General features: G+C 66.5%; 23 protein-coding genes and 1 tRNA gene. 16 read left to right on the top strand and 8 right to left on the bottom strand.

Going from position 1 to position 25,754, the window contains the following annotated elements:
* Position 1: 1 nt before the first annotated feature.
* Entirely contained in the window at positions 2 to 1,390 is a 1,389-nt protein-coding gene (locus E5P3_RS20305; protein WP_162587621.1) for a polyhydroxyalkanoate depolymerase, read from the bottom strand.
* 126 nt (positions 1,391 to 1,516) lie between these two features.
* Positions 1,517 to 2,713, bottom strand: coding sequence for an amino acid aminotransferase (locus tag E5P3_RS20300; protein ID WP_162587620.1), 1,197 nt, complete (start codon positions 2,711 to 2,713; stop codon positions 1,517 to 1,519).
* Positions 2,714 to 2,841: 128 nt separating this feature from the next.
* Here E5P3_RS20300 and uvrB point away from each other — a divergent pair, with 128 nt between their 5' ends.
* From uvrB to E5P3_RS20230, 14 genes are all read left to right on the top strand, one after another.
* Entirely contained in the window at positions 2,842 to 4,950 is a 2,109-nt protein-coding gene (gene uvrB, locus E5P3_RS20295; RefSeq protein WP_162587619.1) for an excinuclease ABC subunit UvrB, read from the top strand.
* 242 nt (positions 4,951 to 5,192) lie between these two features.
* Complete coding sequence (gene iscR, locus E5P3_RS20290) at positions 5,193 to 5,729, top strand: Fe-S cluster assembly transcriptional regulator IscR (protein ID WP_068672852.1); 537 nt, start codon at positions 5,193 to 5,195, stop codon at positions 5,727 to 5,729.
* Between the two features lie 72 nt (positions 5,730 to 5,801).
* Entirely contained in the window at positions 5,802 to 7,022 is a 1,221-nt protein-coding gene (locus E5P3_RS20285; protein ID WP_162587618.1) for an IscS subfamily cysteine desulfurase, read from the top strand.
* 21 nt (positions 7,023 to 7,043) lie between these two features.
* Positions 7,044 to 7,457 carry a Fe-S cluster assembly scaffold IscU gene (gene iscU, locus E5P3_RS20280; protein ID WP_162587617.1) on the top strand — a complete coding sequence of 138 codons (414 nt, stop codon included), beginning with the start codon at positions 7,044 to 7,046 and terminating at the stop codon, positions 7,455 to 7,457.
* Positions 7,458 to 7,547: 90 nt separating this feature from the next.
* Positions 7,548 to 7,871: an iron-sulfur cluster assembly protein IscA gene (gene iscA / locus E5P3_RS20275; RefSeq protein ID WP_026346233.1), complete on the top strand. Its 324-nt coding sequence runs from the start codon at positions 7,548 to 7,550 to the stop codon at positions 7,869 to 7,871.
* A gap of 64 nt (positions 7,872 to 7,935) precedes the next feature.
* Positions 7,936 to 8,454, top strand: a complete 519-nt coding sequence (gene hscB, locus E5P3_RS20270; RefSeq protein WP_162587616.1) for a Fe-S protein assembly co-chaperone HscB — start codon at positions 7,936 to 7,938, stop codon at positions 8,452 to 8,454.
* A 4-nt stretch (positions 8,455 to 8,458) separates the two neighbouring features.
* Positions 8,459 to 10,315: a Fe-S protein assembly chaperone HscA gene (hscA, locus tag E5P3_RS20265; protein WP_162587615.1), complete on the top strand. Its 1,857-nt coding sequence runs from the start codon at positions 8,459 to 8,461 to the stop codon at positions 10,313 to 10,315.
* Between the two features lie 7 nt (positions 10,316 to 10,322).
* The gene (fdx, locus tag E5P3_RS20260) at positions 10,323 to 10,661 is read left to right on the top strand and encodes an ISC system 2Fe-2S type ferredoxin (protein ID WP_162587614.1); all 339 of its coding nucleotides are present in this window, start codon (positions 10,323 to 10,325) and stop codon (positions 10,659 to 10,661) included.
* Complete coding sequence (dnaQ, locus tag E5P3_RS20255) at positions 10,661 to 11,380, top strand: DNA polymerase III subunit epsilon (RefSeq protein ID WP_162587613.1); 720 nt, start codon at positions 10,661 to 10,663, stop codon at positions 11,378 to 11,380. The genes fdx and dnaQ overlap by 1 nt, the downstream gene beginning before the upstream one ends.
* Before the next feature lie 76 nt (positions 11,381 to 11,456).
* A tRNA-Val gene (locus E5P3_RS20250) sits at positions 11,457 to 11,531 on the top strand.
* A 115-nt stretch (positions 11,532 to 11,646) separates the two neighbouring features.
* Positions 11,647 to 11,790, top strand: coding sequence for a stereocilin (locus E5P3_RS20245; RefSeq protein ID WP_162587612.1), 144 nt, complete (start codon positions 11,647 to 11,649; stop codon positions 11,788 to 11,790).
* 26 nt (positions 11,791 to 11,816) lie between these two features.
* A complete protein-coding gene (locus E5P3_RS20240; protein ID WP_162587611.1) occupies positions 11,817 to 12,914 on the top strand; it encodes an NAD(P)/FAD-dependent oxidoreductase in 1,098 nt (365 codons plus the stop codon).
* A 93-nt stretch (positions 12,915 to 13,007) separates the two neighbouring features.
* Positions 13,008 to 13,316, top strand: a complete 309-nt coding sequence (locus E5P3_RS20235) for a glycine zipper domain-containing protein (RefSeq protein ID WP_162587610.1) — start codon at positions 13,008 to 13,010, stop codon at positions 13,314 to 13,316.
* 33 nt (positions 13,317 to 13,349) lie between these two features.
* A complete protein-coding gene (locus E5P3_RS20230; RefSeq protein WP_162587609.1) occupies positions 13,350 to 14,039 on the top strand; it encodes a phage holin family protein in 690 nt (229 codons plus the stop codon).
* Between the two features lie 10 nt (positions 14,040 to 14,049).
* Here the strand turns inward: E5P3_RS20230 and E5P3_RS20225 are convergent, their stop codons facing one another.
* Positions 14,050 to 15,120 (bottom strand): quinone-dependent dihydroorotate dehydrogenase, encoded by a 1,071-nt coding sequence (locus E5P3_RS20225; RefSeq protein ID WP_162587608.1) that lies wholly within the window; start codon positions 15,118 to 15,120, stop codon positions 14,050 to 14,052.
* A gap of 40 nt (positions 15,121 to 15,160) precedes the next feature.
* On the opposite strand from E5P3_RS20225, the gene rpiA reads away from it, so the two are divergent.
* Complete coding sequence (gene rpiA / locus E5P3_RS20220) at positions 15,161 to 15,862, top strand: ribose-5-phosphate isomerase RpiA (RefSeq protein ID WP_162587607.1); 702 nt, start codon at positions 15,161 to 15,163, stop codon at positions 15,860 to 15,862.
* A 14-nt stretch (positions 15,863 to 15,876) separates the two neighbouring features.
* Here rpiA and E5P3_RS20215 read toward each other — a convergent pair whose 3' ends face one another.
* From E5P3_RS20215 to E5P3_RS20195, 5 genes are all read right to left on the bottom strand, one after another.
* On the bottom strand, positions 15,877 to 16,512 hold the full coding sequence (locus tag E5P3_RS20215) for a glutaredoxin family protein (protein WP_162587606.1): 636 nt from the start codon (positions 16,510 to 16,512) through the stop codon (positions 15,877 to 15,879).
* A gap of 74 nt (positions 16,513 to 16,586) precedes the next feature.
* Positions 16,587 to 18,647, bottom strand: a complete 2,061-nt coding sequence (locus E5P3_RS20210) for a M3 family metallopeptidase (RefSeq protein WP_162587605.1) — start codon at positions 18,645 to 18,647, stop codon at positions 16,587 to 16,589.
* Between the two features lie 34 nt (positions 18,648 to 18,681).
* Positions 18,682 to 19,527 (bottom strand): bifunctional methylenetetrahydrofolate dehydrogenase/methenyltetrahydrofolate cyclohydrolase FolD, encoded by an 846-nt coding sequence (gene folD, locus E5P3_RS20205; RefSeq protein WP_162587604.1) that lies wholly within the window; start codon positions 19,525 to 19,527, stop codon positions 18,682 to 18,684.
* Between the two features lie 76 nt (positions 19,528 to 19,603).
* Positions 19,604 to 20,233 (bottom strand): response regulator transcription factor, encoded by a 630-nt coding sequence (locus E5P3_RS20200; protein WP_068672826.1) that lies wholly within the window; start codon positions 20,231 to 20,233, stop codon positions 19,604 to 19,606.
* Complete coding sequence (locus E5P3_RS20195) at positions 20,230 to 22,773, bottom strand: PAS domain-containing sensor histidine kinase (RefSeq protein ID WP_162587603.1); 2,544 nt, start codon at positions 22,771 to 22,773, stop codon at positions 20,230 to 20,232. The genes E5P3_RS20200 and E5P3_RS20195 overlap by 4 nt, the downstream gene beginning before the upstream one ends.
* Before the next feature lie 226 nt (positions 22,774 to 22,999).
* On the opposite strand from E5P3_RS20195, the gene aceE reads away from it, so the two are divergent.
* Positions 23,000 to 25,726, top strand: coding sequence for a pyruvate dehydrogenase (acetyl-transferring), homodimeric type (gene aceE / locus E5P3_RS20190; protein WP_162587602.1), 2,727 nt, complete (start codon positions 23,000 to 23,002; stop codon positions 25,724 to 25,726).
* Positions 25,727 to 25,754 lie beyond the last annotated feature (28 nt).

The following is a 25,754-nucleotide window of genomic DNA, read 5'->3' as shown; positions in this document are numbered from 1 at the left end:
GCTACCGCGCAGCGCCGCGTGCGCGGCGCGCCGGCGCGGACCGGCGCGCGACGGCGGGTTTCTTGGCCGCGGCGGCGGCCTTGATCGTGTCTTCCGCCGACACAGTGGGCCGCCCGGCGCGCTTCTGTGGCTTGTCGTAGGCGGCGATGAAGGCTTTCACCTCCGGGTACACCTTGTCGCGCCAGCGGCGCCCGCTGAAGATGCCGTAGTGGCCCGCGCCCTTGACCTCGTAGTGCCGTTGGTGCTCCGGCGGGACGCCGGTGCACAGGTCGTGCGCGGCGCGCGTCTGCCCGGCGCCGGAGATGTCGTCCAGCTCGCCTTCGACCGTGAGCACACCGGTCGAATGGATGTCCTGCGGACGCACGAGCTCTCGCGTGCCATCGGGGCTCTTCACCTCCCACGTGCCGTTGACAAGGTCGAACTCCTGGAACACGGTGCGGATGGTGTCCAGGTAGTAGTCGGCATCCATGTCGAGCACGGCGTTGTACTCGTCGTAGAACTTGCGGTGCGCCTCGGCACTGGCGTCATCGCCCTTGATCAGGTCCTTGAAGTAGTCGTAGTGGCTGCTTGCGTGACGGTCCGGATTCATCGCGACGAAGCCCGTGTGCTGCAGGAAGCCCGGATACACCCGCCGGCCGGCACCCGGGAAGCCCTCGGGTACGCGGTAGATCACGTTGTTTTCGAACCACTCGTAGCTCTTGTTCATCGCCAGGTTGTTGACGGCGGTCGGCGACTTCCGTGCATCGATGGGGCCGCCCATCATCGTCAGCGACAGCGGCACCTTCTCGCCGCGGCTGGCTATCAGCGATACGGCCGCCAGCACCGGAACGGTGGGCTGGCAGACGCTGATCACATGGCAGTTGCCGTACTCGGCCTGCAAGTGGCGGATGAATTCCTCGATGTAGTTGATGTAGTCGTCCAGATGGAACTCGCCCTCGGAAAGCGGCACGAGGCGGGCGTTGACCCAATCGGTGATGTAGACCTTGTGGTCCTGAAGCATCGTGCGGACCGTGTCTCGCAGCAGCGTGGCGTAGTGCCCCGACAATGGCGCCACGATCAGCACGACGGGCTGCGCCTTGAGTGTCTGCAGGGTCTTGGGATCGTCGGTGAAGCGCTTGAAGCGGCGCAGCTGACAGAAGGGCTTCTCGATCTCGACCACTTCCTGAATAACGACGTCGTCGTTGTCGACATTCACCGTCTTGATGCCGAATTCCGGCTTCTCGTAGTCTTTACCCAGTCGATAGAGCAGGTCGTAGCCTGCCGCCATGCGCTGCGCCAAGGGGGTCTGGCCGAAAACGCCGCCTTGCGCGTAGAGCTTGGAAGCAGCTTGCGCGAAATCGGCAAAAGGCTCCATGAGGGAGCGTTGCGCTTCGTAGAGGTGGTAGAGCATGGGAATGTGAACTGATGTTGCAATGCAATATATCAGCTGCATCCCTGGATGTGCAGGATTGTGCTAGGGAACATTGCCCAAAACGGGGCGCGGATTGGCACCCCGGGGAATGTCAACCGGGTAGCGTCACAGCACCTTCGCGATGCTCTGGCAGACGTAGTCGATGTTCTTGCTGTTAAGGGCGGCCACGCACATCCGGCCGGTGTCGGTGCCGTACACGCCGAACTCCTGGCGCAGGCGCACCATCTGGTCCTTGCTCAGGCCGGAATAGCTGAACATGCCGATCTGGTCGGTGATGAAGTGCATGTCCTGCTTCACGCCAGCGGCGGCCAGGCCGTCGACAAGCTTGTGGCGCATCAGCTTGATGCGGTCGCGCATCTCGCCGAGCTCCTTCTCCCAAAGGGTGCGCAGCTCGGGCGTGCCCAGCACGGCAGCAACCACGGCGCCGCCATGCGTGGGCGGGTTGCTGTAGTTGGTGCGGATCGCGATCTTGAGTTGGCTCAGCACGCGGCTGGCTTCCTCCTTGCTCTCGCAGAGGACGGATAGGGCACCCACGCGCTCGCCGTAGAGGCTGAAGCTCTTGGAGAAGGAGGTCGAAACGAGGAAGTTCAGGCCCGCGGCGACGAACTTGCCGATCGCCGCACCGTCTTCCTGGATGCCGTAGCCGAAGCCCTGGTAGGCCATGTCGAGGAAGGCGACCAGCTTCTTCTCCTGGACGGCGGCAACCACCTGGTCCCACTGGTCGGCGCGGATGTCGTAGCCCGTCGGGTTGTGGCAGCAGGCGTGCAGCACGACGATGGTTCCGGCCGGCGCGGCGTTCAGCGCGCCCAGCATGCCGTCGAAGTCGATGCCGCGCTTGGCGGCGTCGTAGTACGGGTACTCCTCGACGACGAAGCCGGCGTTCGTGAAGAGGGCGCGGTGGTTCTCCCAGCTCGGGTTGCTGATCAGCACCTTCGCCTTGGGATTGAGCTTCTTGAGGAAATCGGCGCCGACCTTCAGGCCGCCGGTGCCGCCGATCCCCTGGATGGTGGCGACGCGGCCGGCCTTCACGGGTTCGCTATCGGCGCCGAAGACCAAGCCCTTCACCGCTTCGTCGTAGGCGGCAATGCCGTCGATGGGCAGGTAGCCTCGCGCCTTGGGGGCCTTGATCATGTCCTCCTCGACCGCCTGCACGCAGCGCAGCAGGGGGAGCTTGCCGTTGTCGTCGTAATAAACGCCGACGCCGAGGTTGACCTTGTTGGGATTGCTGTCGGCGGCGAATTGCTCGTTGAGGCCCAGGATCGGGTCGCGCGGCGCCATTTCGACGGCGGTGAACATTGACATGGAAGAAAGTCCTTTGGTGATGCGATTCGCGCCCGGCTGCATCCGGGTTTGCGCCATGGCTCGCGGGTCGGTTAGCCTCACGAGTTCGCTTGAATTTTACCGGCCGAGCCGCACCTCCCCTGGACGCCATGCCTGAAATCACCGAAGTCATTCCGGATCGGCCCGAGGCCGAGCCCGTCGGCCCCGTCAAGCCGGGCGAATTCATCCATTTCCCGGATTCGCCCTTCGAGCTCTATCAGCCTTATCCGCCGGCTGGCGATCAGCCCGGCGCGATCAACGGCCTGGTCGAAGGCGTGCGCGACGGCGAGGTCTACCAGACCCTGCTGGGGGTGACCGGCTCGGGCAAGACCTTCACCATGGCCAACGTGATCGCCCGGCTCGGCCGCCCGGCGATCGTGTTCGCGCCCAACAAGACGCTGGCGGCGCAGCTCTACAGCGAGTTTCGCGAGTTCTTCCCGAAGAACGCCGTCGAGTACTTCGTGAGCTACTACGACTACTACCAGCCCGAGGCCTACGTGCCGCAACGCGACCTGTTCATCGAGAAGGACAGCTCGATCAACGAGCACATCGAGCAGATGCGCCTGTCGGCCACCAAGAGCGTGCTGGAGCGCCGAGACACGGTGATCGTCGCCACCGTGAGCGCGATCTACGGCATCGGCACGCCCGAGGACTACACCCAGATGCGCTTCATCATGCGCACGGGCGACAAGATCGGCCAGCGCGACGTGATCTCGCGACTGATCCGCATGCAGTACACACGCAACGAGCAGGACTTCGCGCGTGGCACGTTCCGGGTGCGTGGCGACACCATCGACGTGTTCCCGGCCGAGCACAGCGAGCTGGCAATCCGCATCGAGCTCTTCGACGACGAGATCGAGACGCTGCAGCTCTTCGACCCGCTGACCGGGCGCATCCGGCAGAAGATCCCGCGCTTCACCGTCTATCCGTCCAGCCACTACGTGACGCCGCGCGACAAAGTGCTGACCGCCGTCGAAACCATCAAGATCGAGCTCGACCAGCGGCTCAAGGAACTGGTGGGCGCGGGCAAGCTGGTCGAGGCCCAGCGGCTCGAGCAGCGCACCCGGTTCGATCTCGAAATGCTGGCCGAGATCGGCCACTGCAAGGGCATCGAGAACTACACGCGCCATCTCTCTGGAGCGGCACCGGGCGAGCCGCCAGCCACGCTGACCGACTACCTGCCGAAGGACGCGCTCATGTTCCTCGACGAGAGTCATCAGATGATCGGCCAGCTGGGCGCCATGTACAACGGCGACCGGGCCCGCAAGACCACGCTGGTCGAGTATGGCTTTCGCCTGCCCTCGGCGCTGGACAACCGCCCGCTCAAGTTCGAGGAGTTCGAGACCCGCATGCGGCAGTGCATCTTCGTGTCCGCCACGCCGGCGCAGTACGAGATGGACCATGCCGGCAACGTGGTCGAGCAGCTGGTGCGGCCGACTGGCCTGATCGACCCGGAGGTGGAGGTCCGCCCGGCCACCCACCAGGTGGACGACGTGCTGCAGGAGATCCGGCTGCGCGTCGACAAGAACGAGCGCGTGCTGATCACCACCCTGACCAAACGCATGGCCGAGCAGCTGACCGACTACCTCGGCGACAACGGCGTCAAGGTGCGTTACCTGCACAGCGATATCGATACGGTCGAGCGGGTGGAGATCCTGCGCGACCTGCGGCTCGGCACCTTCGACGTCCTGGTCGGCATCAACCTGCTGCGCGAAGGCCTGGACATTCCCGAGGTTTCGCTGGTCGCCATCCTCGATGCCGACAAGGAAGGCTTTCTGCGCGCCGAACGCTCGCTGATCCAGACGATCGGCCGCGCTGCCCGCAACATGAACGGCAAGGCCATCCTGTATGCCGACCGCATGACCGAGTCGATGAAGAAGGCCATCGGGGAGACCGAGCGGCGCCGGGCGCGGCAGATCGCCTACAACCAGGCCCATGGCATCACGCCGCGCAGCATCGTCAAGCAGGTGCGCGACCTGATCGACGGTGTGTACAGCGAGAAAGCCGGGAAAGAAGCCGCCAAGCGCGAGCTCGAGCGCGCCAAGGTCGAGGACATGTCGGAGAAGGACATGGCCCGGGAGATCAAACGGCTGGAAAAGCTGATGCTCGAGCATGCGCGCAACCTCGAATTCGAAAAGGCGGCGCGCGTGCGCGATCAGTTGGCGCAGTTGCGGGAGCAGGCCTTCGGCGCCCCCGGCAAGGACAATATTGCGCCCTGAGCGCCGGAAGCCGTGCACCGCCAGCGGCCCTCACGGCCTGCAATCGGGTTTACCCGAGCAGACTGGAGGGCCTTCTGCTATACTTGAGCGAAATAGTCAGGCAAAAAGAACTTCGCGATGAAGGACCGGCTCCTACCGATGGGATCACCAGCGGAAGTGGGCCGGGAAGGGCGGAGACGGCGTCACCAAAGCCCACAACGCCAAGGTGTCTTTTCAACGGTAAGCACTCAAAGGAGCTTGCGATGCGTCTCACAACCAAAGGCCGTTTTGCGGTCACAGCCATGATCGACCTGGCGTTGCGCCAGAACACCGGTCCGGTCACGCTGGCCGCAATCAGCCAGCGGCAGCAGATCTCCCTGTCGTACCTCGAGCAGCTCTTCGGCAAGCTTCGTCGGCACGAACTGGTTGAGTCGACCCGTGGTCCCGGCGGCGGTTATTCGCTGGGCCGCAAGGCATCGGAAATCACCGTGGCCGACATCATTGTTTCCGTCGATGAGCCCATCGACGCTACGCAATGCGGCGGCAAGGAAAACTGCCTGGGCGAGGCCGGCCGTTGCATGACCCACGAGCTCTGGGCTTCGCTGAACCAGCGCATGGTCGAATTCCTGGATTCCGTCACGCTGCAAAAGCTGGTGGACGACCAGATTGCCAAGGGCGTGCAGATCGAGAACAAGCCGGCCGTCAAGCGGGCGATCTCAAGCCAGCCGGTGGTGAAGCCGATTCGGGTCAACGCACCCAATTCGGTGTTTGCCCTCGGCAACGCCTTCGCCAAGTCCTGATCCGGCGGCGCCGCACGGCGCCGCGTCGAAGAATCCCAGAGAACGTCAACCCCACGCCAGCCCGAGCCAGCCATGGATGTCACTCCCCATTTCCCGATCTATCTTGACTACGGCGCCACGACGCCGGTCGACCCGCGCGTGGTCGACGCGATGATTCCCTGGTTGCGCGAGCACTTCGGCAATCCGGCATCACGCAGCCACGCCTGGGGCTGGGAAGCGGAAGAGGCGGTGGAGAAAGCGCGTACCGAGGTGGCCGACCTGATCGGCGCTGATCCGCGCGAGATCGTCTGGACTTCGGGCGCCACCGAGTCGAACAACCTGGCGCTCAAGGGCGCAGCCCATTTCTACAAGGGCAAGGGCAAGCACCTGATCACGGTCAAGACCGAGCACAAGGCGGTGCTCGACACCACGCGCGAGCTCGAGCGCCAGGGCTTCGAGGTGACCTATATGGACGTGCAGGAAAACGGCCTGCTCGACCTGGACGCTTTCAAGGCTGCGATCCGCCCCGACACCATCCTGGCGAGCGTGATGTTCGTGAACAACGAGATCGGCGTGATCCAGGACGTCGTGGCGCTGGGCACGATCTGCCGCGAGAAGGGCGTGATCTTCCACGTCGACGCGGCGCAGGCCACCGGCAAGGTCGAGATCGACGTCAAGACGCTCCCGATCGACCTCATGAGCCTGGCTTCGCACAAGACCTACGGCCCCAAGGGTATCGGCGCCCTGTACGTGCGCCGCAAGCCGCGCGTTCGGCTGGAAGCCCAGATGCACGGCGGCGGCCACGAGCGCGGCATGCGCTCGGGCACACTGCCCACCCACCAGATCGTCGGGATGGGCGAGGCCTTCCGCATCGCAAAGCTCGAGATGAAGCAGGACATCGCCAAGGCGCGTGCGCTGCAGCAGCGCCTGCTCGACGGCCTGAAGGACGTCGAGCAGGTCTTCATCAACGGCGACCTCGAGCACCGCGTCCCGCACAACCTCAACATGAGCTTCAACTATGTCGAGGGCGAGTCGCTGATCATGGGCATCAAGGGCCTCGCGGTGTCCAGCGGCTCGGCCTGCACCTCGGCCAGCCTGGAGCCCAGCTATGTGTTGCGCGCGCTCGGCCGCAGCGACGAGCTTGCGCACAGCAGCCTGCGCATGACCATCGGCCGCTTCACCACCGAGGAAGAGATCGACTACGCGATCTCGACCATCAAGCACAACGTTGCCAAGCTCCGCGAACTGAGCCCGCTGTGGGAAATGTTCCAGGACGGCATCGACATCAGCACGATCCAGTGGTCGGCACATTGAACAAAGACTGAGAGGTATCCCATGGCATATTCATCCAAGGTCATTGACCACTATGAAAATCCCCGCAACGTCGGCTCCTTCGAAAAGGGCGACGATTCGGTGGGCACGGGCATGGTCGGCGCACCGGCGTGCGGTGACGTCATGAAGCTGCAGATCAAGGTCAACCCCGAGACGGGCGTCATCGAAGACGCGCGCTTCAAGACCTACGGCTGCGGCTCGGCGATCGCTTCCTCCTCGCTGGTGACCGAGTGGGTCAAGGGCAAGACGCTCGACGAGGCGGCCGCGCTCAAGAACGCGCAGATCGCCGAGGAACTGGCGCTGCCCCCGGTCAAGATTCATTGCTCGATCCTGGCGGAAGACGCCATCAAGGCCGCCGTCAACGACTACAAGGCCAAGCGCGGCACTGCCGTCGCGACGACGGAAGCCGCTCACTGATATGAATCCCCACGCCATCTTCACTGTGTATTCGCTGCCTCCCGAGGGGGCGCGGGCCTCCGTTGGGGCGGCCCGGCGGGGAGGGCTGACATGGCAGTGACCCTGACCGAAGCTGCCGCACGCCACGTCACCCGCTACCTCGGCAAGCGAGGCAAGGGGGTGGGCGTGCGGCTGGGCGTCAAGACAACGGGCTGCTCGGGCCTGGCCTACAAGCTCGAGTACGTGGACGAGCTGGCGCCCGAGGACGTGGTCTTCGAGGACCATGGCGTGAAAGTGCTGGTCGACCCCAAGAGCCTCGCCTACATCGACGGCACGCAGCTGGACTTCGTGCGCGAGGGGCTGAACGAGGGTTTCAAGTTCAACAACCCGAACGAGCGCGACCGCTGCGGCTGCGGCGAAAGCTTCCGTATCTGACTTTCCACCGGCTTCCCGTCCAAGCCGCCACCACCCGGTCATGGGCTGGCGGCTTTTTGACGCCATGAACCTGAACGACACCGATTTCGAGCTCTTCGCCGTCCCGGCGAGCTTTGCGCAGGACCGCGCCATGCTCGACGCGCGCTGGAAGGAGCTGCAGCGCGAGGCGCACCCCGACCGCTTCGCAGCCCAGGGCGCCGCGGCGCAGCGCGTGGCCATGCAGTGGTCGGTACGCATCAACGAGGCCTACCAGCGCCTGAAGGACCCGATCAAGCGGGCGAGCTACCTGTGCGCGCTGAATGGCCATCCCATCGATGCCGAGAAGAACACGGCGATGCCGCCCGATTTCCTCATGCAGCAGATGGAATGGCGCGAGGAGCTCGACGAGGCGCGGGACGCCGCCGCCTTCGACAAGCTGCGCGCGGAGGTCGATGCCGGACGCGCCCGCGCGCTGTCTTCGCTGGACTGGCTGATCGACGAAAAAGGAGATCACGCCGAGGCCGCGAAGCAGGTGAGAGCCCTCATGTTCATCGAGCGCTTTGCCGAGGACATCGAGGCCAAGTTCGAAGCGTGGGGACAATAGCGCCATGGCATTGCTGCAGATTTCAGAACCCGGCCAAGCGCCCGATCCGCACCAGCGGCGCATCGCGGTCGGTATCGACCTCGGGACCACTCACTCGCTCGTGGCTGCCGTGCGCAACGGTGTGGCCGAGTGCCTGCCCGACGCCGAGGGACGCGTCCTGCTCCCCTCGGCCGTGCGTTACCTCGACAAAGACCGCCGCCAGATCGGCTTCGAGGCGCTGGCCGCGCGCGCGGCCGATCCGTCCAACGTCATCACCTCAGTGAAGCGCCTGATGGGGCGCGGTGTGCAGGACGTTGCCAACCGCGATGCCATGGCGTACCGGCTGGCCGGCGATGCAGGCATGGTCCAGGTGCAGACGGCGGCCGGTTCCAAGTCGCCGGTCGAGGTGAGTGCCGAGATCCTCGCGACCCTGCGCTACCGCGCCGAGGACAGCTTCGACGACGAGCTCTACGGGGCCGTGATCACGGTACCGGCCTATTTCGATGAAGGCCAGCGCCAAGCCACCAAGGACGCGGCCCAGCTCGCCGGCATCAACCTGCTGCGGCTGATCAGCGAGCCGACCGCGGCTGCTATTGCCTACGGCCTGGACAACGCGAGCGAGGGCGTCTATGCGGTCTACGATCTCGGTGGCGGCACTTTCGACATCTCGATCCTGCGCCTGACGCAAGGCGTGTTCGAGGTCATTGCCACTGGCGGCGACTCGGCGCTGGGCGGGGACGACTACGACCACGCGCTGGCGGATTTCGCGCTGGCGCAGACCGGGTTCGAGGTCCGAGGCGATGCGGACAAGGCCGCGCTGCTCGTGGCGGCGCGCGCCACGAAGGAGGCGCTGTCTGCCGCGGACACGGCCACCTTCTCGGCCGCGCTGGCTGGCGGCGGGCTGCAGCGGGAGGTCTCGCGCGCGCAGTTCGAAGCCGCGACCGCAGGCCTGACCGCGCGCACCATCGCCGCGGTGCGCAAGGCGCTGCGCGACGCCCGTCTGCAACCGGCCGACCTGCAGGGCATCGTGCTGGTCGGCGGCGCGACCCGCATGCCGCAGATCAGGCGCGCCGTGGCCGACTTCTTCGGCCGCGAGCCCCTGACCAACCTGAACCCCGACGAGGTCGTCGCACTGGGCGCCGCGATCCAGGCGAACCAGCTGGCCGGCAATGGGGGCACGGACGATCTGCTCCTGCTCGACGTGATCCCGCTGTCGCTCGGCATCGAGACCATGGGCGGACTGGTCGAGCGCATCGTTCCGCGCAACCAGACCATCCCGACCGCGATGGCGCAGGATTTCACGACCTACCAGGACGGCCAGACCGCGCTGGCGCTGCACGTGGTGCAGGGCGAGCGCGATCTCGTCGCAGACTGCCGCAGCCTCGCCCGCTTCGAGCTGCGCGGCATCCCGCCGATGACCGCGGGGGCCGCGCGCATCCGCGTCACCTTCACCGTCGATGCCGATGGCCTGCTCAGCGTCAGTGCCAAGGAGCAGGGCAGCGGCGTGGAGGCGAGCGTGACCGTCAAGCCTTCCTATGGCTTGTCCGACGACCAGATCGCCACCATGCTGCAGGACAGCTTCTCCACTGCGCAGCAGGACATGCAGGCGCGCGCGCTGGTCGAGGCGCGCGTGGACGCCGACCGCATGCTGCTGGCCACGCAGAGCGCACTCGATGCCGACGGCGATCTGCTCGACGCCGAGAGCCGCGAGGCCATCGACGCGTTGATGAAGGCATTGCGCGCCGCGCGCTCGGCTGGCGATGCCGCCGCCATCGAGGCCGCGACCCAGGCCCTGGCCGACGGCACCGAAGCCTTCGCCGCGGAGCGCATGAACGCGGGCATTGCGCGCGCGCTCGCCGGCCGGCAGATCGAATCCCTCTAGAAGCCTCATGCCCACGATCAAGATCCTTCCCCACGCCGAGTACTGCCCCGAGGGCGCCGAGATCAAAGCGCCTGCCGGCACCTCCATCTGCGAGGCGCTGCTCGAGAATCACATCAACATCGAGCACGCCTGCGAGATGAGCTGCGCCTGCACCACCTGCCACGTGATCGTGCGCAAGGGTTTCGAATCGCTCAACGACGCGGAGGAGGGCGAGGAAGACCTGCTCGATCGCGCCTGGGGCCTGGAGCCGCAATCGCGGCTCAGCTGCCAGGCAATACTCGCCCAGTCCGACCTCACGGTCGAGATTCCCAAGTACTCGATCAATCACGCCAAAGAAAACCACTGATGACGCGCCAAATCGTTCTCGACACCGAAACCACGGGCCTTTCGGCCGAGAACGGCGACCGCATCATCGAACTGGGGTGCGTGGAGCTGTTCAACCGCAAGCTCACCGGCAACGACCTGCACATCTACTTCAATCCGGAGCGGGAGAGCCATGAAGACGCGCTCAAGGTGCACGGACTGACGACCGATTTCCTGCGCGACAAGCCCAAATTCGCGACGCTGGCGAACGACATCGTCGAGTACCTGCGCGATGCCGAACTGATCATCCACAACGCGGCCTTCGACGTCGGCTTCCTCAACAAGGAGTTCGAGCTCGCCGGGCTGCCCACATTGCGCAGCTTCGTCGGCGATGTGACCGACACGCTGGCGCTGGCGAAGGCGGTCTACCCCGGCAAACGCAATTCGCTCGACGCGCTGTGCGACCGCTTCGGCGTCGATCGCTCGAACCGGACCTTCCACGGCGCCAAGCTGGATGCGCAGCTGCTGGCCGACGTCTACATCAACCTGACGCGTGGCCAGGACGCGCTGCTCATCGACGTCGCGGCCAACGAGCCGGTGCAGGGCACGGTCGTGGTGGTCGACCTGCGCAGCTTCATCCTGCCGGTGCTGACGGCTGCCGATCACGAGCTCGCGGCGCACGAGGAGCTCCTGCTGCAGCTCGACAAGGCCAGCAACGGCCGGACGATTTTTCGGCAAGCGGCCGAAAATGCTGTGGCATAATCGCAGGCTTCGCGCCAAGCGGCGCTGAAAGAATCCACCCGGTGCCACGCGCAAATCGCCGTCGTCGTATCGGGAGGGGCGGTTAGCTCAGGGGTAGAGCACAGCATTCACACTGCTGGGGTCGGAGGTTCGAAGCCTCCACCGCCCACCAAATTCATTTTTTCCTTTCTGCTGGCTTGTTGGCCGGTACCGACGCACACTGCGGTCTCGCGCCGCTTGCCTCGCGCTTCGAGTCTTCGTAGAACGGCGCTGAAAGGAGAAATGCCATGGCCACCAGCCCCGATCTCCCGTCGCCCACCACCTCGGACCCGCCCGATGTGCCGGAGCTGCCGGTCGAGCCCGACGAGGGCCCCGGCACGCCACCCGAGCCGGCCGATCCGGAGAAGCCTTTCTCAATCCAGCCGAAGTGAGTGCCGGGGCCGGCTAAGCTCGCGGCATGGACGAATTCGATTGCGCCGTCATTGGCGCCGGTGTGGTTGGCTTGGCGGTCGCCCGGGCGCTCGCCCTCGCCGGCCGCGAGGTCATCGTGCTGGAAGCCGAGGGCGCCATCGGTACCGGTACAAGTTCACGCAACAGCGAGGTGATCCACGCCGGCATCTACTACCCCGAGGGTTCCCTCAAGGCGCGCCTGTGCGTCGAGGGCAAGCAAATGCTCTATGAGTACCTGGCGCAGCGGGAGCTGCCGCATCGCCGCTGCGGCAAGCTGATCGTGGCCACCATGCCGGCGCAGGTCCCGGCGCTGAGACTGATCGCCGCCAAGGCCGCCGCCAATGGTGTTCACGACCTGGTCATGCTGACGCGCGAGCAGGCGTGTGCGATGGAGCCGCAACTGGAGTGCGTCGCCGCGCTCCATTCGCCGAGCACGGGCATCGTCGACAGCCATGCGTTGATGCTGAGCTTGCAAGGCGATCTGGAGAGTGCCGGCGGCATGTTGGCGCTCAAATCGCCGGTGGCCCGTGCGCGATGCGGCGAGGGCGCCATCGTCCTCGTCGCGGAGGACGGCACTGCGCTGCGCTGCCGCAGCGTCGTCAATGCTGCCGGCCTGGGTGCACCGGCGCTCGCGCGGCGCTTCGAGGGGCTGCCCGCGAGCACCGTCCCGGTGGCCCATTTCGCCAAGGGCAACTACTTCACACTGGCCGGTCGTGCACCCTTCAGCCGCCTGATCTACCCCGTGCCCGAAGCTGCCGGGCTGGGCGTGCATCTGACCCTCGACCTCGGCGGCCAGGCCAAGTTCGGCCCGGATGTCGAGTGGGTCGACTCTCCTGGCGATCTGGTGGTCGATCCCAGGCGCGGCGAGGGCTTCTATGCCGAGGTGCGCAAGTACTGGCCGGCCCTGGCCGATGGGGCGCTCGTCCCGGGCTATGCCGGCATCCGGCCCAAGATCTCCGGCCCGGGCGAGCCGGCCCGCGATTTCCTGATCGAAGGGCCCGCGGCGCACGGCGTCGCGGGATTGGTCAACCTCTTCGGCATCGAGTCGCCGGGGCTCACCAGCAGCCTCTCGATCGGACGCCATGTGGCGGCTTTGCTGCCCTAGGCGCATGGGGGCATGTACCATGGGATGCCACGCCGCCGTCCGGCGTGAAGTCGCCGGCGCGGTGCCGGCGGGAATCACAGAGGGAAGATTTCAATGACTGCATCCTCCAACCTCGAAGCGGCAGCGAATGCCGTTGCGGAAGACATTGCCAGCGACGTCCGCGGCGTGCTCTCCAGCAAGGAACTCGACACCTTGCCGCACATCAAGGCGCTGCGCCAGCGCATCGATAGCAAGCTGGCGATCGCGCGTGAACTCGCCGCCGAGAAGAGCAAGCTTGCGGCCAAGAAGGCGCGCGAGGCGGCCAGCACGGCCAATGCATACGCGCACGACGAACCCTGGCAGATCGCCGGCGCCGCCTTGGCGGTGGGCGTGCTGGTGGGACTGCTGCTTGGCCGCCGCTGAGCGCGAGCAGTCCGGCGCGTGCGGGGGACACGCATGAGACTGCTGTCCCTGCTCGGGCTGGACAGGCGTTTGCGCCGGCTGCGCATCGCCGCCGGCGAGGGTGCCCTGGCGGCCGAGGATCGTGCAAAGCTGCTGAAGCTGGCGTGGGACGAGGAGCGACAGCGACTGCGGCTGCTGGTGGCCCTGGTGGTCGCGGTGATCGGGCTCACGACCGTGACGGTGGCGCTGCTGTCGGTCGCGATCGTCGTGCATTTCTGGGATACGCCGAACCGCGTCCCCGCTGCCTGGGCGGTGGCGGGAGTGTGGATTGCGGCGTGGCTGCTAGCCGTCCTGGCGCTGTTGAACACGCTGCGGCGAGCATCGACCGCCTTCGAACCGGCGCGCCGCGAATTCGAACGCGACTGGGAATGGGTGCAGGCGCATTTTCATGGGGGCGACGAGGATGAGAAGCCGGCGCGCGAGCCGCGGCCTCTCACCCGCGACGAGCTGCTGGCACGCATTGCGCGCCAGCGCGAGCGAATCGCGACCCTCGAGAGCGCAGCGCCAAAGGCCGCCGAGGCGGCGCCTGCCGACGAGTCTGCCAGCGCTGCCGCGCTGCGGATTGCGCGCGAGCACCCGGTCGCGACCGGGGCGGCGGCGGCTGCTGCTGCCGTGGTGATCGGCCCGCGCCGCCTGCTGCGCTGGGCCGCCGTGATCGTTCCCGTGCTGTGGCGAATGCGCTGAGCGCTGCCGCTCAGCGGCTGCTGCGGCGCAGTGCCTGGGCTGCCTCGCGCACCAGCGCAGGCCCCTTGTAGATCAGGCCGGTGTAGATCTGTACGAGGTCGGCACCGGCCGCGATCTTGGCCTCGGCATCGGCCCCGCTGAGCACCCCGCCGACCCCGATGATCGGAAAATCGACGCCCAGGGCTGATCGCAGCTGGGCGATCACCCGGTTGCTCGCCTGCCGCACCGGCGCGCCCGAAAGGCCACCGGCCTCGTCCGCATGCGGCAGGCCGGCAACAGCCTCGCGTGCCAGCGTGGTGTTGGTGGCGATCACGCCATCCATGCCGTGGCGGCGCAGCGTGGCGGCAATCACCTGGACCTGCGCTTCATCCAGGTCAGGCGCGATCTTCACGAACAGCGGCACCCGCTTGCCGTGGCGCTGCGCCAGCGCCTCGCGCTTGTCGGCCACGGCGCCGAGCAGCGCATCGAGCGCCTCGTCGCTCTGCAGCGAGCGCAGATTGGCCGTGTTGGGGCTGGAGATGTTGATCGTCACGTAGTCGGCATGAGGGTACACGCCGTCCAGGCAGACCAGGTAGTCGTCCACTGCCCGCTCGATGGGTGTTGCGGCGTTCTTGCCGATGTTGAGTCCGAGCAGCATCGGCGCCTTGCCGCCCTCCTTGCGCCGAAATCGCGCGCGCTGCACGTTGGCGACGAAGGCGTCCAGGCCTTCGTTGTTGAAGCCCAGCCGGTTGATGAGGGCGTCGCGCTGCGGCAGCCTGAACATGCGGGGTTTGGGATTTCCCGGCTGGGCCTTCGGCGTGACGGTGCCGACCTCGACGAAGCCGAAACCCATGGCAGCAAAGGCGTCGATGCAGCAGGCGTTCTTGTCCAGTCCGGCAGCCAGCCCGACTCGGTTCGGAAAACGCAGACCGGCCAGCGTCAGCCGGTCGTCCACCCGGGGTGCTGCGTAGGCACAGGCGAGCGGCGTGTGCTGTGTGCGCGCCAGCGCATCGAGTGTCAGCTCATGAGCGTGCTCGGGGTCGAAACCGAAGAGGAAAGGTCGGGCCAGCGTGTAAAGCGAGGAGGGCAGCAGCAGGGACATCAGATAATTGCAGGCTTCGTCAGCCCAAGGATTGTCCCCGATGAATTCCCCCGCTTCCGCTCCGGCGCCGTCCCAGGATGAGCAGAAGGCGCAGGTCGGCCGCGCCGCACTCGCCCACGTGGGTAGAGGAGACATCGTCGGCGTCGGCACCGGCTCGACCGTCAACAAGTTCATCGAGGCGCTGGCCACCATCAAGGACGACATCCGTGGCGCGGTGTCGAGCTCGGTGGCATCGACCGAACGGCTCCAGGCGCTGGGCATTCCGGTGTTCGACTGCAACGAGGTCGAGGAGCTCGCCGTCTACATCGACGGCGCCGACGAGATCGACGGGCGCGGTTACATGATCAAGGGTGGCGGGGCGGCGCTGACGCGCGAGAAGATCGTCGCAGCTCAGTCCCGGCGCTTCATCTGCATCGCCGATGCCTCCAAGCGCGTGAACACCCTTGGCGCCTTCCCGCTGCCCGTGGAGGTGATCCCGATGGCGGCGCGGCGCGTGATACGCCAGTTCGCCCGCCTCGGCGGCGTGGCCCGGGTGCGCGAGAAGGATGGCGTGGCCCTCGTCACCGACAACGGCCAGCACATCATCGACGTGACGGGCCTGCGGATCACCGACCCGCTGGGTTTCGAGTCGGAAGTGAATCAATGGCCCGGCGTGGTGACCGTCGGCGTCTTTGCGCACCAGCGCGCCAATGTCTGCCTCCTAGGCACGGCGTCCGGCGTGCAGACGCTGCGCTTCGACTGAGAAGGTGCCGGAAATCAGAACTTGATGCCCGCCGGGTTGCTTGGCGTTGGCCCGCTGGGGGCGGCGGGCGCTGGCACCGGCGCCGGGGCCGGTGCGGCAACAGGCGTCGCAGGTGCGGCGGGCGCCGCCTGCACGGCGACCAACGGCTGGGCCGGCGGATTGCGGTAGCCCGCCGGCAACTGGGCGCTCTTGGGGTAGCCGGCCGCGTCGAGGTATTGCGACCACTGGGCATCCGAGAAGCCCTTGAGCTGCTGCGAGCCGATGGTGAGGAGCGGCAGCGAGGCCTGGCCGCTCAGGCGCTGCAGCGCTTCGACGTCCTCGTTGGCCTTGACGGTGCGTTCCTCGAAAGGAATGCCGCGCGTCACCAGCAGTGAGCGCCCTGCTGCACAGGGGCTGCATTCCTCGCCGGTGTAGATCGTGACAGGGTAGCGCTGTGCGACCTGTCGCAGTTCGTAGGGAAGGGCCGGGCCGGCACCGCCCGCGCCGCTGCCTCGCGGCGCCCCGGCCTGGGCATCGGCCGCCGGCGGCTGATCGGAGAAGGTGACCTTGCCGGTCTTGTCGACATGGCGATAGACGGGTTGCGCCAGCGCAGAACCGGCGGCAAGGAGCAGCAGGAGAGCGGAGCCCGCGAGACGTGGGTGAAGCTTCATGGGTGGCTTTGGCTTTCGTGATCCGACGTGGCGGAGTATCTCAGGCCGGGCGGCAGGCGAGGCGGAGGGCCAGATCAGGCCGGCTGGGCCGCCGTCATCCCCTGGTGGCGCAGCAACGCGTCGAGCTGGGGTTCGCGGCCGCGGAAGGCCTTGAAGGACTCCATCGCGGTGCGACTGCCGCCGGCCTCGAGGATGGCCTCGCGGTAGCGCCGGCCGGTCTCGATGCTTGGCTGGCCATTGGCGCCAACGGTTTCCTCGAAAGCCGCATACGCGTCGGCGCTCAGCACCTCGGCCCACTTGTAGCTGTAGTAGCCGGCCGCGTAGCCGCCCGAGAAGATGTGGCTGAAGGTGTTGGGCGTGCGGCTGAACGGTGGCGAGGGCATCACCGCGACCTCGGCGCGCACCTTTCCGAGCAGGGCCATCACGCCGCCCGGCTGGGAGGTGGCGGCGTCATGCTCGGTATGCAGCAGCATGTCAAAGAGCGAGAACTCGATCTGGCGCAGCGTCTGAAGCCCGCTCTGGAAGTTCTTGGCCGCGATCATCTTGTCGAACAGCGCGCGCGGCAGCGGCTCGCCGGTGTCGACGTGCGCGGTCATGTGCGCGAGCACCTCCCACTCCCAGCAGAAGTTCTCCATGAACTGGCTGGGGAGCTCGACGGCATCCCATTCCACACCGCTGATGCCGGAGACGTCGCGCTCGTTCACCTGCGTGAGCATGTGGTGCAGTCCGTGGCCGAACTCGTGGAAGAGCGTGGTCACGTCGTCGTGCGTGAGCAGCGGCGGCTTGCCGTCGACGCCGTCGGCAAAGTTGCAGACCAGCTGCGCCACCGGCGTCTGCAGCGTGCCGGTGTCGGGGCGAAGCCAGCGGGCGCGTACATCGTCCATCCACGCGCCGCCGCGCTTGGCGGCGCGGGCGGAGGGATCGAGGTAGAACTGGCCGACCGTCTGGCGACCTTCCGAGGTTTGGCGCTCGATGCGGTAGAACTCGACGCTGGGATGCCACACCGGCGCACTGTCGCGGCGGATCGAGACCTCGAACAAGGTCTCGACGATCTTGAACAAGCCGGCCATCACCTTCGGTGCCGGGAAGTACTGCTTGACCTCTTGTTCGCTGAAGGCGTAGCGCGCTTCCTTGAGCTTCTCGCCGATGTAGCTCCAGTCCCACGGCTGGGGATCGTCGATGGAAAGGTGCTGCGAGGCGAAGACCCGCAGGTCGGCCAGGTCGCGCTCGCCGAAAGGCCGGGCCTTGGTGGCGAGGTCGCGCAGGAACTTGATGACCTGGTCGGCCGTCTCCGCCATCTTCGGCACGATCGACAGCTCGCCGAAGTTGGGGTAGCCCAGGAGCTTCGCCTCTTCCTGGCGCAGCGCGAGGATTTCGCGGATCAGCTCGGTATTGTCGAGCGCCGGGTCGCCGAACTCGCTGGCCCGTGTGACGTAGGCGCGGTAGAGCTTCTCGCGCAGTGCGCTGCTCCTGGCGAACTGCATGACCGGCAAATAGGAGGGCATCTTCAGCGTCAGCTTGTAGCCCTGCTTGCCTTCGGCCTCGGCCGCGCTGCGCGCAGCGCTGATCACGTCCTCGGGCAGTCCCTCGAGCTCGCCGAGCTGTGCGTAGTAGGCGAAGGCGTCGGTGGCATCCAGCGCGTTCTCGCTGAACTTCTGGCTCAGCTCGGCCTGGCGTTCCTGGATCTCGGCGAAGCGCTGCTTGGCCTCGCCCTGCAGTTCGGCGCCGCCGAGCACGAAGTTGCGCACCGCGTTGCGGTGCGCCTGGCGCTGCTCCGAGTTCAGCGTCGCAGGGTCGATGGCCTTGTACTTGGCATAGAGCCGCTCGTCCGAGCCCAGGCGCGTCCAGAAGGCGGTGACGCGCGGCATGGCCTCGTTGTAGGCTGCGCGCAGCTCGGGCGTATCGGCGACGGCGTTGAGATGACCGACCGCGCCCCAGGCCCGGCTGAAGCGCTCCGAAGCGACGTCCAGCACCTTGGCGATCGCGTTCCAGTCGGACGGGAACCCGGGCGCCGTGACCTCCTGCAAGGCCGCCTCGGCGTCGGCCAGCAGCACGTCGACTGCGGGGGCGACGTGCTTGGGCCTGATCTGATCGAACAGAGGGAGATCGTGAAAGTCGAGGAGCGGATTGGTCATGGTCTCAGGCAGTTGGCGGTCGGTTCGTGGGAGTTCAAGTGCGCTCGGCCGCTTCCAGGGTGTTGACGAGCAGCATCGCGCGGGTCATCGGGCCCACGCCGCCCGGCACCGGCGTGATCCAGCCCGCCACTTCGCGCACGGCCGCGAAGTCGACATCGCCGCAAAGCTTGCCTTCGTCATTGCGGTTCATGCCCACGTCGATGATCACGGCGCCCGGCTTGACCATGTCCGCCGTCAGCACATTGCGCTTGCCGACCGCGGCGACCACTACGTCGGCCTGACGCGTGAAAACGCCAAGGTCCTGCGTCGCGCTGTGGCAAATGGTCACGGTGGCACTCTTGGCAAGCAGCATCAGGGCCATCGGCTTGCCCACGATGTTGCTGCGGCCGATCACCACTGCATGCTTGCCTCGCAGCTCGTAGCCGATGGACTCCAGCATCTTCATGCAGCCGTAGGGCGTGCACGGCCAGAAGCCCGGTTGGCCCGTCACCAGCGCTCCGGCGCTGGCGACGTGGAAGCCGTCCACGTCCTTGGCGGGGGAGATCGATTCGATGACGCGGGCCGCATCGATGTGCTTTGGCAGGGGCAGCTGCACCAGGATGCCGTGGATGGCCGGGTCCTTGTTGAGCGCGTCGATGCGCGCCACCAGCTCGGCCTCGGACAGCGTGGCCGGATGGCGCTCCAGCACGGAATGCAGGCCGGCTTCCTCGCTGTCCTTGACCTTGTGGCGCACATAGACCTGGCTGGCCGGGTCCTCGCCCACCAGGATCACGGCCAGCCCGGGCGTGATGCCGCGTGCCTTGAGCGCCTGCACGCGGCGCGAGACATCGGCCCGGGTGCGGGCCGCGAGGGCATTGCCGTCGATCAGTTGGGCTGTCATCGTTTTCGATTCTCCAAGTAAAAACGCCCGCTTGCGCAGGCGTCGGATTTGATTGTGGCTATGGCCACGATGGCCGTCAGGCTTTGGCCGGTGCGGCCTGGCCCAAGGCGATCTTGAGCAGGTCGGCCACCGTGTTGGCGTTGAGCTTTTCCATGATGTTGGCGCGGTGCGCTTCGACGGTCTTGATGCTGATGCCCAGGTCGTCGGCGATCTGCTTGTTGAGCCGGCCGGCCACGATGCGCTCCAGCACCTGGGCTTCGCGGCCGGTCAGCTTGGACAGCAGTGCGTCGCGGCTGGCCGACTGCTGGTGTTGCGCGAAGGCGCCGCGCGCGTGTTCGAGCATGCGTTCGACCAGCGCCACCAGGGCCTCGTCGTTGAAGGGCTTCTGGATGAAGTCCATCGCGCCCTTCTTCATGCTGTCGACCGCCATCGGCACGTCGCCATGGCCGGTGATGACGACGATGGGGAGCGGCGAGCGCCGCTCGATCAGGCGATCCTGCAGCTCGATGCCCGACATGCCGGCCATGCGGATGTCGACGATCAGGCAAGCGACCTCGCGCGGATCGTAGCGCGAGAGGAAAGACTCGGCCGAATCGAAGCAGCGAACGCGGTAGTCCTTGCCTTCGAGCAGCCATTGCAACGAATCGCGGACTGCTTCGTCGTCGTCGACGACATAGACCGTGCCCTTCTTCGGAATCAAACTCATGCGGGTACTTTCGCCTCGTTGCTTGCTACGGAATCAATAGCGTCCAACACCGGAATCCAGAAGGAAAAACGGCATCCGACCACGTCCGGGCCATTGTAGATGTTCTCCGCCCGCATCCGGCCGCGGTGCGACTCGACGATGGTGCGGCAGAGGTTGAGCCCGATGCCCATGCCCTCGGGCTTGGTGGAGAAGAAGGCCTCGTAGAGCCGGTCCATCACTTCCGGTGCGAGGCCCATGCCGGTGTCCTGCACCGAGAACTCGATGGCGTTCTGACCGTCGATCACCTTGGGCAGCACGCGCAGCTCGACGCTGCGGCGCGCCAGCGGCCGTTCGGCCAGGTCGATGGACTCGGCCGCGTTCTTCAGCAGGTTCACCATCACCTGCTCGATCAGGATCGGATCGACCCGCACCACCGGCAGGCGCGCCGCCACATAGTGGTTGAGGCGCACGTTGCGGCGCCTGAGCTCGATGCCGGCGAGCTCGACAGCCTCGCTCACCATGGTCGACACCTCGGCCGGCGTGCGGTTGGGCTCGCTGCGCTTCACAAAGGAGCGGATGCGCTGGATGATCTGGCCGGCCCGCTGCGCCTGCTTGGCGGTCTTGTCCAGCGCCGCCAGCAGGGCATCCGAATCGATCTGCTGGCCGCGGATGCGCGACATCATCCCGTTGCAGTAGTTGGTGATCGCGGTCAGCGGCTGGTTGAGCTCGTGGGCCACGCTGGAGGCCATCTCGCCCATCGTGATGAGGCGGCTGGCGGCCTGCGCGCGGTCCGCCTGCGCAGCCGACAGGTCCTCGGCCATGCGGCGCGGCGTGATGTCAGTCGCGATCACCAGTTGTGCCAGGCGGCCGTCGACCCAGGTCAGGTAGCGCGAGCGCACCTCCAGCCACTTGCCCAGCTCGGGCACGAAGATCTCGTTGTTGGCCGGCTGCGCCGCGGTCAACTGGTCGATCGGCAGGCCGGCGAAGGGGTCGACGTCGTCGAGCGCATCGTCGTGTGCGTGCGAGGCCGGTACGCCGGCCTGCGCCACCATGCCCAGGTGGCCCACGGTGTCGGAGCCGAACCAGAGCCGGTACAGCTTGTTGGCGAACAGCAGTTCCTCGCTGCCGAGCGGCGCCACCGACACCGAGGCGTCCAGCGCTTCGAGCACGGTGGTGAAGCGCTCGTAGGAGGCCGAGAGCTGCTCGCGGATGCGGGTCGGCTCGGTGATGTCGGTCATCGAGGTCATCCAGCCGGTCTGGTGGCCGCGCGCGTCGATCAAGGGCGACACGTAGAGGCGGGCGTTGAAGACGGTACCGTTCTTGCGCTTGACGCGCACCTGGAAGCCGCCGGGCAGGGCGCGGCCGTGCAGCTCTTCCTCGAGCCGCTCGTTCATGATTTCGCGGTCGGATTCCAGCCAATAGGGGAACGGCGGCGTCTGGCCGACCAGCTCGCTTTCGTCCCAGCCGGTCATCGCGCAGAAGGCGGCGTTGACGTAGGTGATGCGGCCCTCGAGGTCGAGCACGCGCATGCCGGTGAGCATGGAGTTTTCCATGGCGCGCCGGAAGTTGGTCTCGGCCACCAGCGCCTGCTGGGCCTGCAGCCGCCGCCGCGTGTGGCGCCAGGTGCCGATCAGCATCCAGCTCGTGAGCACGCTGAGCGCGCCGACCAGCCAGAACAGCCCGTTGCCGACCACGCCCTGCGAGGTGCGGTAGGCCTGCGCCCGCAGCACCAGCGCATTGCCCACCGGCGACACCGGCACCTCGTACTCGTTGGTCTGCTCGGTCCAGGGCAGCAGGCGGGCCTCGGCCTCCCGTGGGCTGGCCACCGTGTTGCCGGCGATCAGCCCGCCCTTGGCGTCGAGCAGCGACACCGCATAGCGCGCCGACACTTCCGAGGGCATGCCGTAGCGCAGGATTCCGTCGATCGAGAACTCGCCCAGCACCTCGCCCGCGAACAGGCCCTGGTCGAAGAAGGGAATGTGCAGCTGCAGCATCGCCGTCGGATCGCCGCCCGCCACCGGCTGCGAGAACACAGGCTGGCGCAGCTCGCGCGCCAGGGCGTAGTTGCTTTCGATGTCGCCCGGCCGCAGCACGTCGCCCACGGCGTGCTGCTGGGCCGGGTGGATGCTGGGCGCGGCGTAGCCGGCCTTGAAGCGGCGCCGGTCGTCGATCCAGCTGATCGCCTGCAGCTCGGGAAACTGGCTGACCAGCGACTCCGCCCGGCTCGCGAACTCGGTCGCGTCGATCTCGCGGTTGGAGGCGTCGCGCGCAAGCCGCATCAGCTGTTCCTGCCGCTCCAGGAGGCGCAGGCGCACGCGCTGCTGGGCGTACTCGACATCGCGCTTCACCGACTCCTGCTCTCGCTCCAGCTCCTCCGCGCGGAGGTACCAGAAGGCCGCGACGATCGCGGCCAGGAACAGCAGCACCGCCGCCAGCGGAGCCAGCATCGCCACCGCGTCCTGCAGCACCGGCGTCTGGCGGCGCCACCAGCGCCGCCACCAGGACAGCGGCGACGCCTTGACGGCGCTGCGCGCCACCGCGATCGGGGAGGAGAAGGGCATCGCGCGAGTGTAGGGGAAGGCCCTTCCGGGGGAAGGGCGGGGGGCCAGTGACATGGCTTGTAAAGGGGCCGGGAGATTCACTTCTCCATCTATGAAACCCCATGAATTTCACTATAAGAAAACGACACGCACTATTTGAAATTGCGATATTTATGTGAGAAACTCCCGCGCGCTGCCGGATCCGGCACTAAATTACCCAGCCACACCCCCCAAAAAGGAGACAAGCATGTCGGCAATTCCCGAGAACCGGTTCGGTTCCGCTGCGAACGACACTGATGCCCAGGAAACCCGCGAGTGGATGGACGCTTTGTCCGCCGTGATCGAAAGCGAGGGGCCCGATCGCGCGCACTTCCTGCTCGAGCAGCTGCTGGAACACGCGCGCCAGAGCAGCATCGACAAGCCGTTTTCCGCCAACACCGCCTACGTCAACACCATCGAACCGGACCAGGAGGAGCGCTGCCCGGGCAACCTCGAGGTCGAGGAGCGCCTGCGCGCCTATATGCGCTGGAACGCGATGGCCATGGTGGTAAAGGCCAACCGCCACCACCCGCCCGAGGGTGGCGACCTGGGCGGCCACATCGGCTCCTTCGCCTCGCTGGCCAACATGTTCGGCGCCGGCTTCAACCACTTCTGGCATGCCGAGAGCGAAAACCACGGCGGGGACTGCCTGTACATCCAGGGTCATGTCTCGCCCGGCATCTATGCGCGCGCCTACCTCGAAGGCCGCTTGACCGAGGAGCAGTTGCTCAACTTCCGGCAGGAGGTCGACGGCAAGGGCCTGTCGAGCTACCCCCATCCGAAGCTGATGCCCGAGTTCTGGCAGTTCCCCACCGTCTCGATGGGCCTCGGCCCGCTGATGGCGATCTACCAGGCGCGCTTCCTCAAGTACCTGCATGCGCGCGGCATCGCGAATACCGAGAACCGCAAGGTATGGGTGTTCTGCGGCGACGGCGAGATGGACGAGGTCGAGTCGCTGGGTGCCATCAGCCTGGCGGCGCGCGAGCGCCTCGACAACCTGATCTTCGTCATCAACTGCAACCTGCAGCGCCTGGACGGCCCGGTGCGCGGCAACGGAAAGATCATCCAGGAACTGGAAGGCGAGTTCCGCGGTTCGGGCTGGAACGTGATCAAGCTGATCTGGGGCAGCAGCTGGGACCCGCTGCTGGCGCGCGACAAGGACGGCGCGCTGCGCAAGATCATGATGGAGACGAACGACGGCGACTACCAGTCGTTCAAGGCCAACGACGGCGCCTACGTGCGCAAGCACTTCTTCGGCCGCGATCCGCGCACGCTGGAGATGGTCGCCAAGATGAGCGACGACGAGATCTGGAACCTGCGCCGCGGCGGGCACGATTCGCAGAAGGTCTATGCGGCCTTCGCGGCGGCCGTCAAGCATACCGGCCAGCCGACCGTGCTGCTGATCAAGACCGTCAAGGGCTTCGGCATGGGCAAGATCGGCGAGGGCAAGAACACGGTCCACCAGACCAAGAAGCTCGGCGACGAGGACATCAAGGCTTTCCGCGACCGCTTCAACATCCCGATTCCCGACAGCCAGATCGGCGACCTGCCTTTCTACAAGCCGGCCGACGACACCCCGGAAATGAAGTACCTGCACGAGCGCCGCAAGGCGCTGGGCGGCTACCTGCCGCATCGCCGCACCAAGGCCGACGAGAGCTTCTCCGTGCCTTCGCTGGACACCTTCAAGGCGGTGCTGGAGCCCACGGCCGAGGGCCGCGAGATCTCCACGACCCAGGCCTACGTGCGCTTCCTCACGCAGCTGCTGCGCGACAAGGCGCTGGGCCCGCGCGTGGTGCCGATCCTGGTCGACGAGGCGCGCACCTTCGGCATGGAAGGCCTGTTCCGCCAGGTCGGCATCTACAACCCCGATGGCCAGCAGTACACCCCGGTCGACAAGGACCAGGTCATGTACTACAAGGAGGACAAGGCGGGCCAGATCCTGCAGGAAGGCATCAACGAGGCGGGCGGCATGTCGAGCTGGATCGCGGCGGCCACCTCGTACAGCACCAACAACCGCATCATGGTGCCCTTCTACGTGTACTACTCGATGTTCGGCTTCCAGCGCATCGGCGACCTGGCCTGGGCCGCAGGCGACATGCAGGCGCGCGGCTTCCTGCTGGGCGGCACCTCGGGGCGCACCACGCTCAACGGCGAGGGCCTGCAGCACGAGGACGGCCACAGCCACATCCTCGCCAACACGATTCCGAATTGCGTGAGCTACGACCCGACCTTCGCCCACGAGGTCGGCGTGATCCTGCACCACGGCCTGAGGCGCATGGTGGAGAAGCAGGACAACGTCTACTACTACCTGACGCTGCTCAACGAGAACTACGCGATGCCCGGCCTGCAGCCCGGCACCGAGGAGCAGATCATCAAGGGCATGTACCTGTGCAAGCAGGCGCCGGCGGTCAAGGCTGCCAAGGGCAAGGAAGCGCCGGCCGTGCAACTGCTCGGCAGCGGCACCATCCTGCGCGAGAGCATCGCCGCGCAGGAATTGCTGGCGCAGGACTGGGGCGTGGCCGCCTCGGTGTGGAGCTGCCCGAGCTTCAACGAGCTCACCCGCGACGGCCAGGACGCCGACCGCTGGAACCTGCTGCACCCGACCGAGACGCCGCGCGTGCCCTTCGCGACCGAGCAGCTGTCCAAGACCACCGGCCCGGTCGTCGCGTCGACCGATTACATGAAGGCCTACGCCGAGCAGATCCGACCCTTCATCCCGAAGGATCGCAGCTATCGCGTGCTGGGCACTGACGGCTTCGGCCGCAGCGACTTCCGCAACAAGCTGCGCGAGCACTTCGAGGTCAACCGCCATTACATCGTCGTGGCCTCGCTCAAGGCGCTCGCCGACGACGGCGCGGTCCCTGCCGCCAAGGTGGCGGAAGCGATCAAGAAGTACGGCATCAACGCCGACAAGATCAACCCGCTCTACGCGTAAACAACAAGCAACAACCATCTGCGCCTCT

The sequence above is a fragment of the Variovorax sp. RA8 genome, from assembly GCF_901827175.1.
Classification (GTDB): domain Bacteria; phylum Pseudomonadota; class Gammaproteobacteria; order Burkholderiales; family Burkholderiaceae_C; genus Variovorax.
Note: the sequence above shows the minus strand (reverse complement) of the source record. Positions and strands in the feature narration are given on the sequence as shown.

Bases quoted from the DNA above. Each gene is read 5' to 3' on its own strand.
- E5P3_RS20305 (WP_162587621.1), bottom strand. From the start codon at position 1,390: ATGCTCTACCACCTCTACGAAGCGCAACGCTCCCTCATGGAGCCTTTT.
- E5P3_RS20300 (WP_162587620.1), bottom strand. From the start codon at position 2,713: ATGTCAATGTTCACCGCCGTCGAAATGGCGCCGCGCGACCCGATCCTG.
- uvrB (WP_162587619.1), top strand. From the start codon at position 2,842: ATGCCTGAAATCACCGAAGTCATTCCGGATCGGCCCGAGGCCGAGCCC.
- iscR (WP_068672852.1), top strand. From the start codon at position 5,193: ATGCGTCTCACAACCAAAGGCCGTTTTGCGGTCACAGCCATGATCGAC.
- E5P3_RS20285 (WP_162587618.1), top strand. From the start codon at position 5,802: ATGGATGTCACTCCCCATTTCCCGATCTATCTTGACTACGGCGCCACG.
- iscU (WP_162587617.1), top strand. From the start codon at position 7,044: ATGGCATATTCATCCAAGGTCATTGACCACTATGAAAATCCCCGCAAC.
- iscA (WP_026346233.1), top strand. From the start codon at position 7,548: ATGGCAGTGACCCTGACCGAAGCTGCCGCACGCCACGTCACCCGCTAC.
- hscB (WP_162587616.1), top strand. From the start codon at position 7,936: ATGAACCTGAACGACACCGATTTCGAGCTCTTCGCCGTCCCGGCGAGC.
- hscA (WP_162587615.1), top strand. From the start codon at position 8,459: ATGGCATTGCTGCAGATTTCAGAACCCGGCCAAGCGCCCGATCCGCAC.
- fdx (WP_162587614.1), top strand. From the start codon at position 10,323: ATGCCCACGATCAAGATCCTTCCCCACGCCGAGTACTGCCCCGAGGGC.
- dnaQ (WP_162587613.1), top strand. From the start codon at position 10,661: ATGACGCGCCAAATCGTTCTCGACACCGAAACCACGGGCCTTTCGGCC.
- E5P3_RS20245 (WP_162587612.1), top strand. From the start codon at position 11,647: ATGGCCACCAGCCCCGATCTCCCGTCGCCCACCACCTCGGACCCGCCC.
- E5P3_RS20240 (WP_162587611.1), top strand. From the start codon at position 11,817: ATGGACGAATTCGATTGCGCCGTCATTGGCGCCGGTGTGGTTGGCTTG.
- E5P3_RS20235 (WP_162587610.1), top strand. From the start codon at position 13,008: ATGACTGCATCCTCCAACCTCGAAGCGGCAGCGAATGCCGTTGCGGAA.
- E5P3_RS20230 (WP_162587609.1), top strand. From the start codon at position 13,350: ATGAGACTGCTGTCCCTGCTCGGGCTGGACAGGCGTTTGCGCCGGCTG.
- E5P3_RS20225 (WP_162587608.1), bottom strand. From the start codon at position 15,120: ATGTCCCTGCTGCTGCCCTCCTCGCTTTACACGCTGGCCCGACCTTTC.
- rpiA (WP_162587607.1), top strand. From the start codon at position 15,161: ATGAATTCCCCCGCTTCCGCTCCGGCGCCGTCCCAGGATGAGCAGAAG.
- E5P3_RS20215 (WP_162587606.1), bottom strand. From the start codon at position 16,512: ATGAAGCTTCACCCACGTCTCGCGGGCTCCGCTCTCCTGCTGCTCCTT.
- E5P3_RS20210 (WP_162587605.1), bottom strand. From the start codon at position 18,647: ATGACCAATCCGCTCCTCGACTTTCACGATCTCCCTCTGTTCGATCAG.
- folD (WP_162587604.1), bottom strand. From the start codon at position 19,527: ATGACAGCCCAACTGATCGACGGCAATGCCCTCGCGGCCCGCACCCGG.
- E5P3_RS20200 (WP_068672826.1), bottom strand. From the start codon at position 20,233: ATGAGTTTGATTCCGAAGAAGGGCACGGTCTATGTCGTCGACGACGAC.
- E5P3_RS20195 (WP_162587603.1), bottom strand. From the start codon at position 22,773: ATGCCCTTCTCCTCCCCGATCGCGGTGGCGCGCAGCGCCGTCAAGGCG.
- aceE (WP_162587602.1), top strand. From the start codon at position 23,000: ATGTCGGCAATTCCCGAGAACCGGTTCGGTTCCGCTGCGAACGACACT.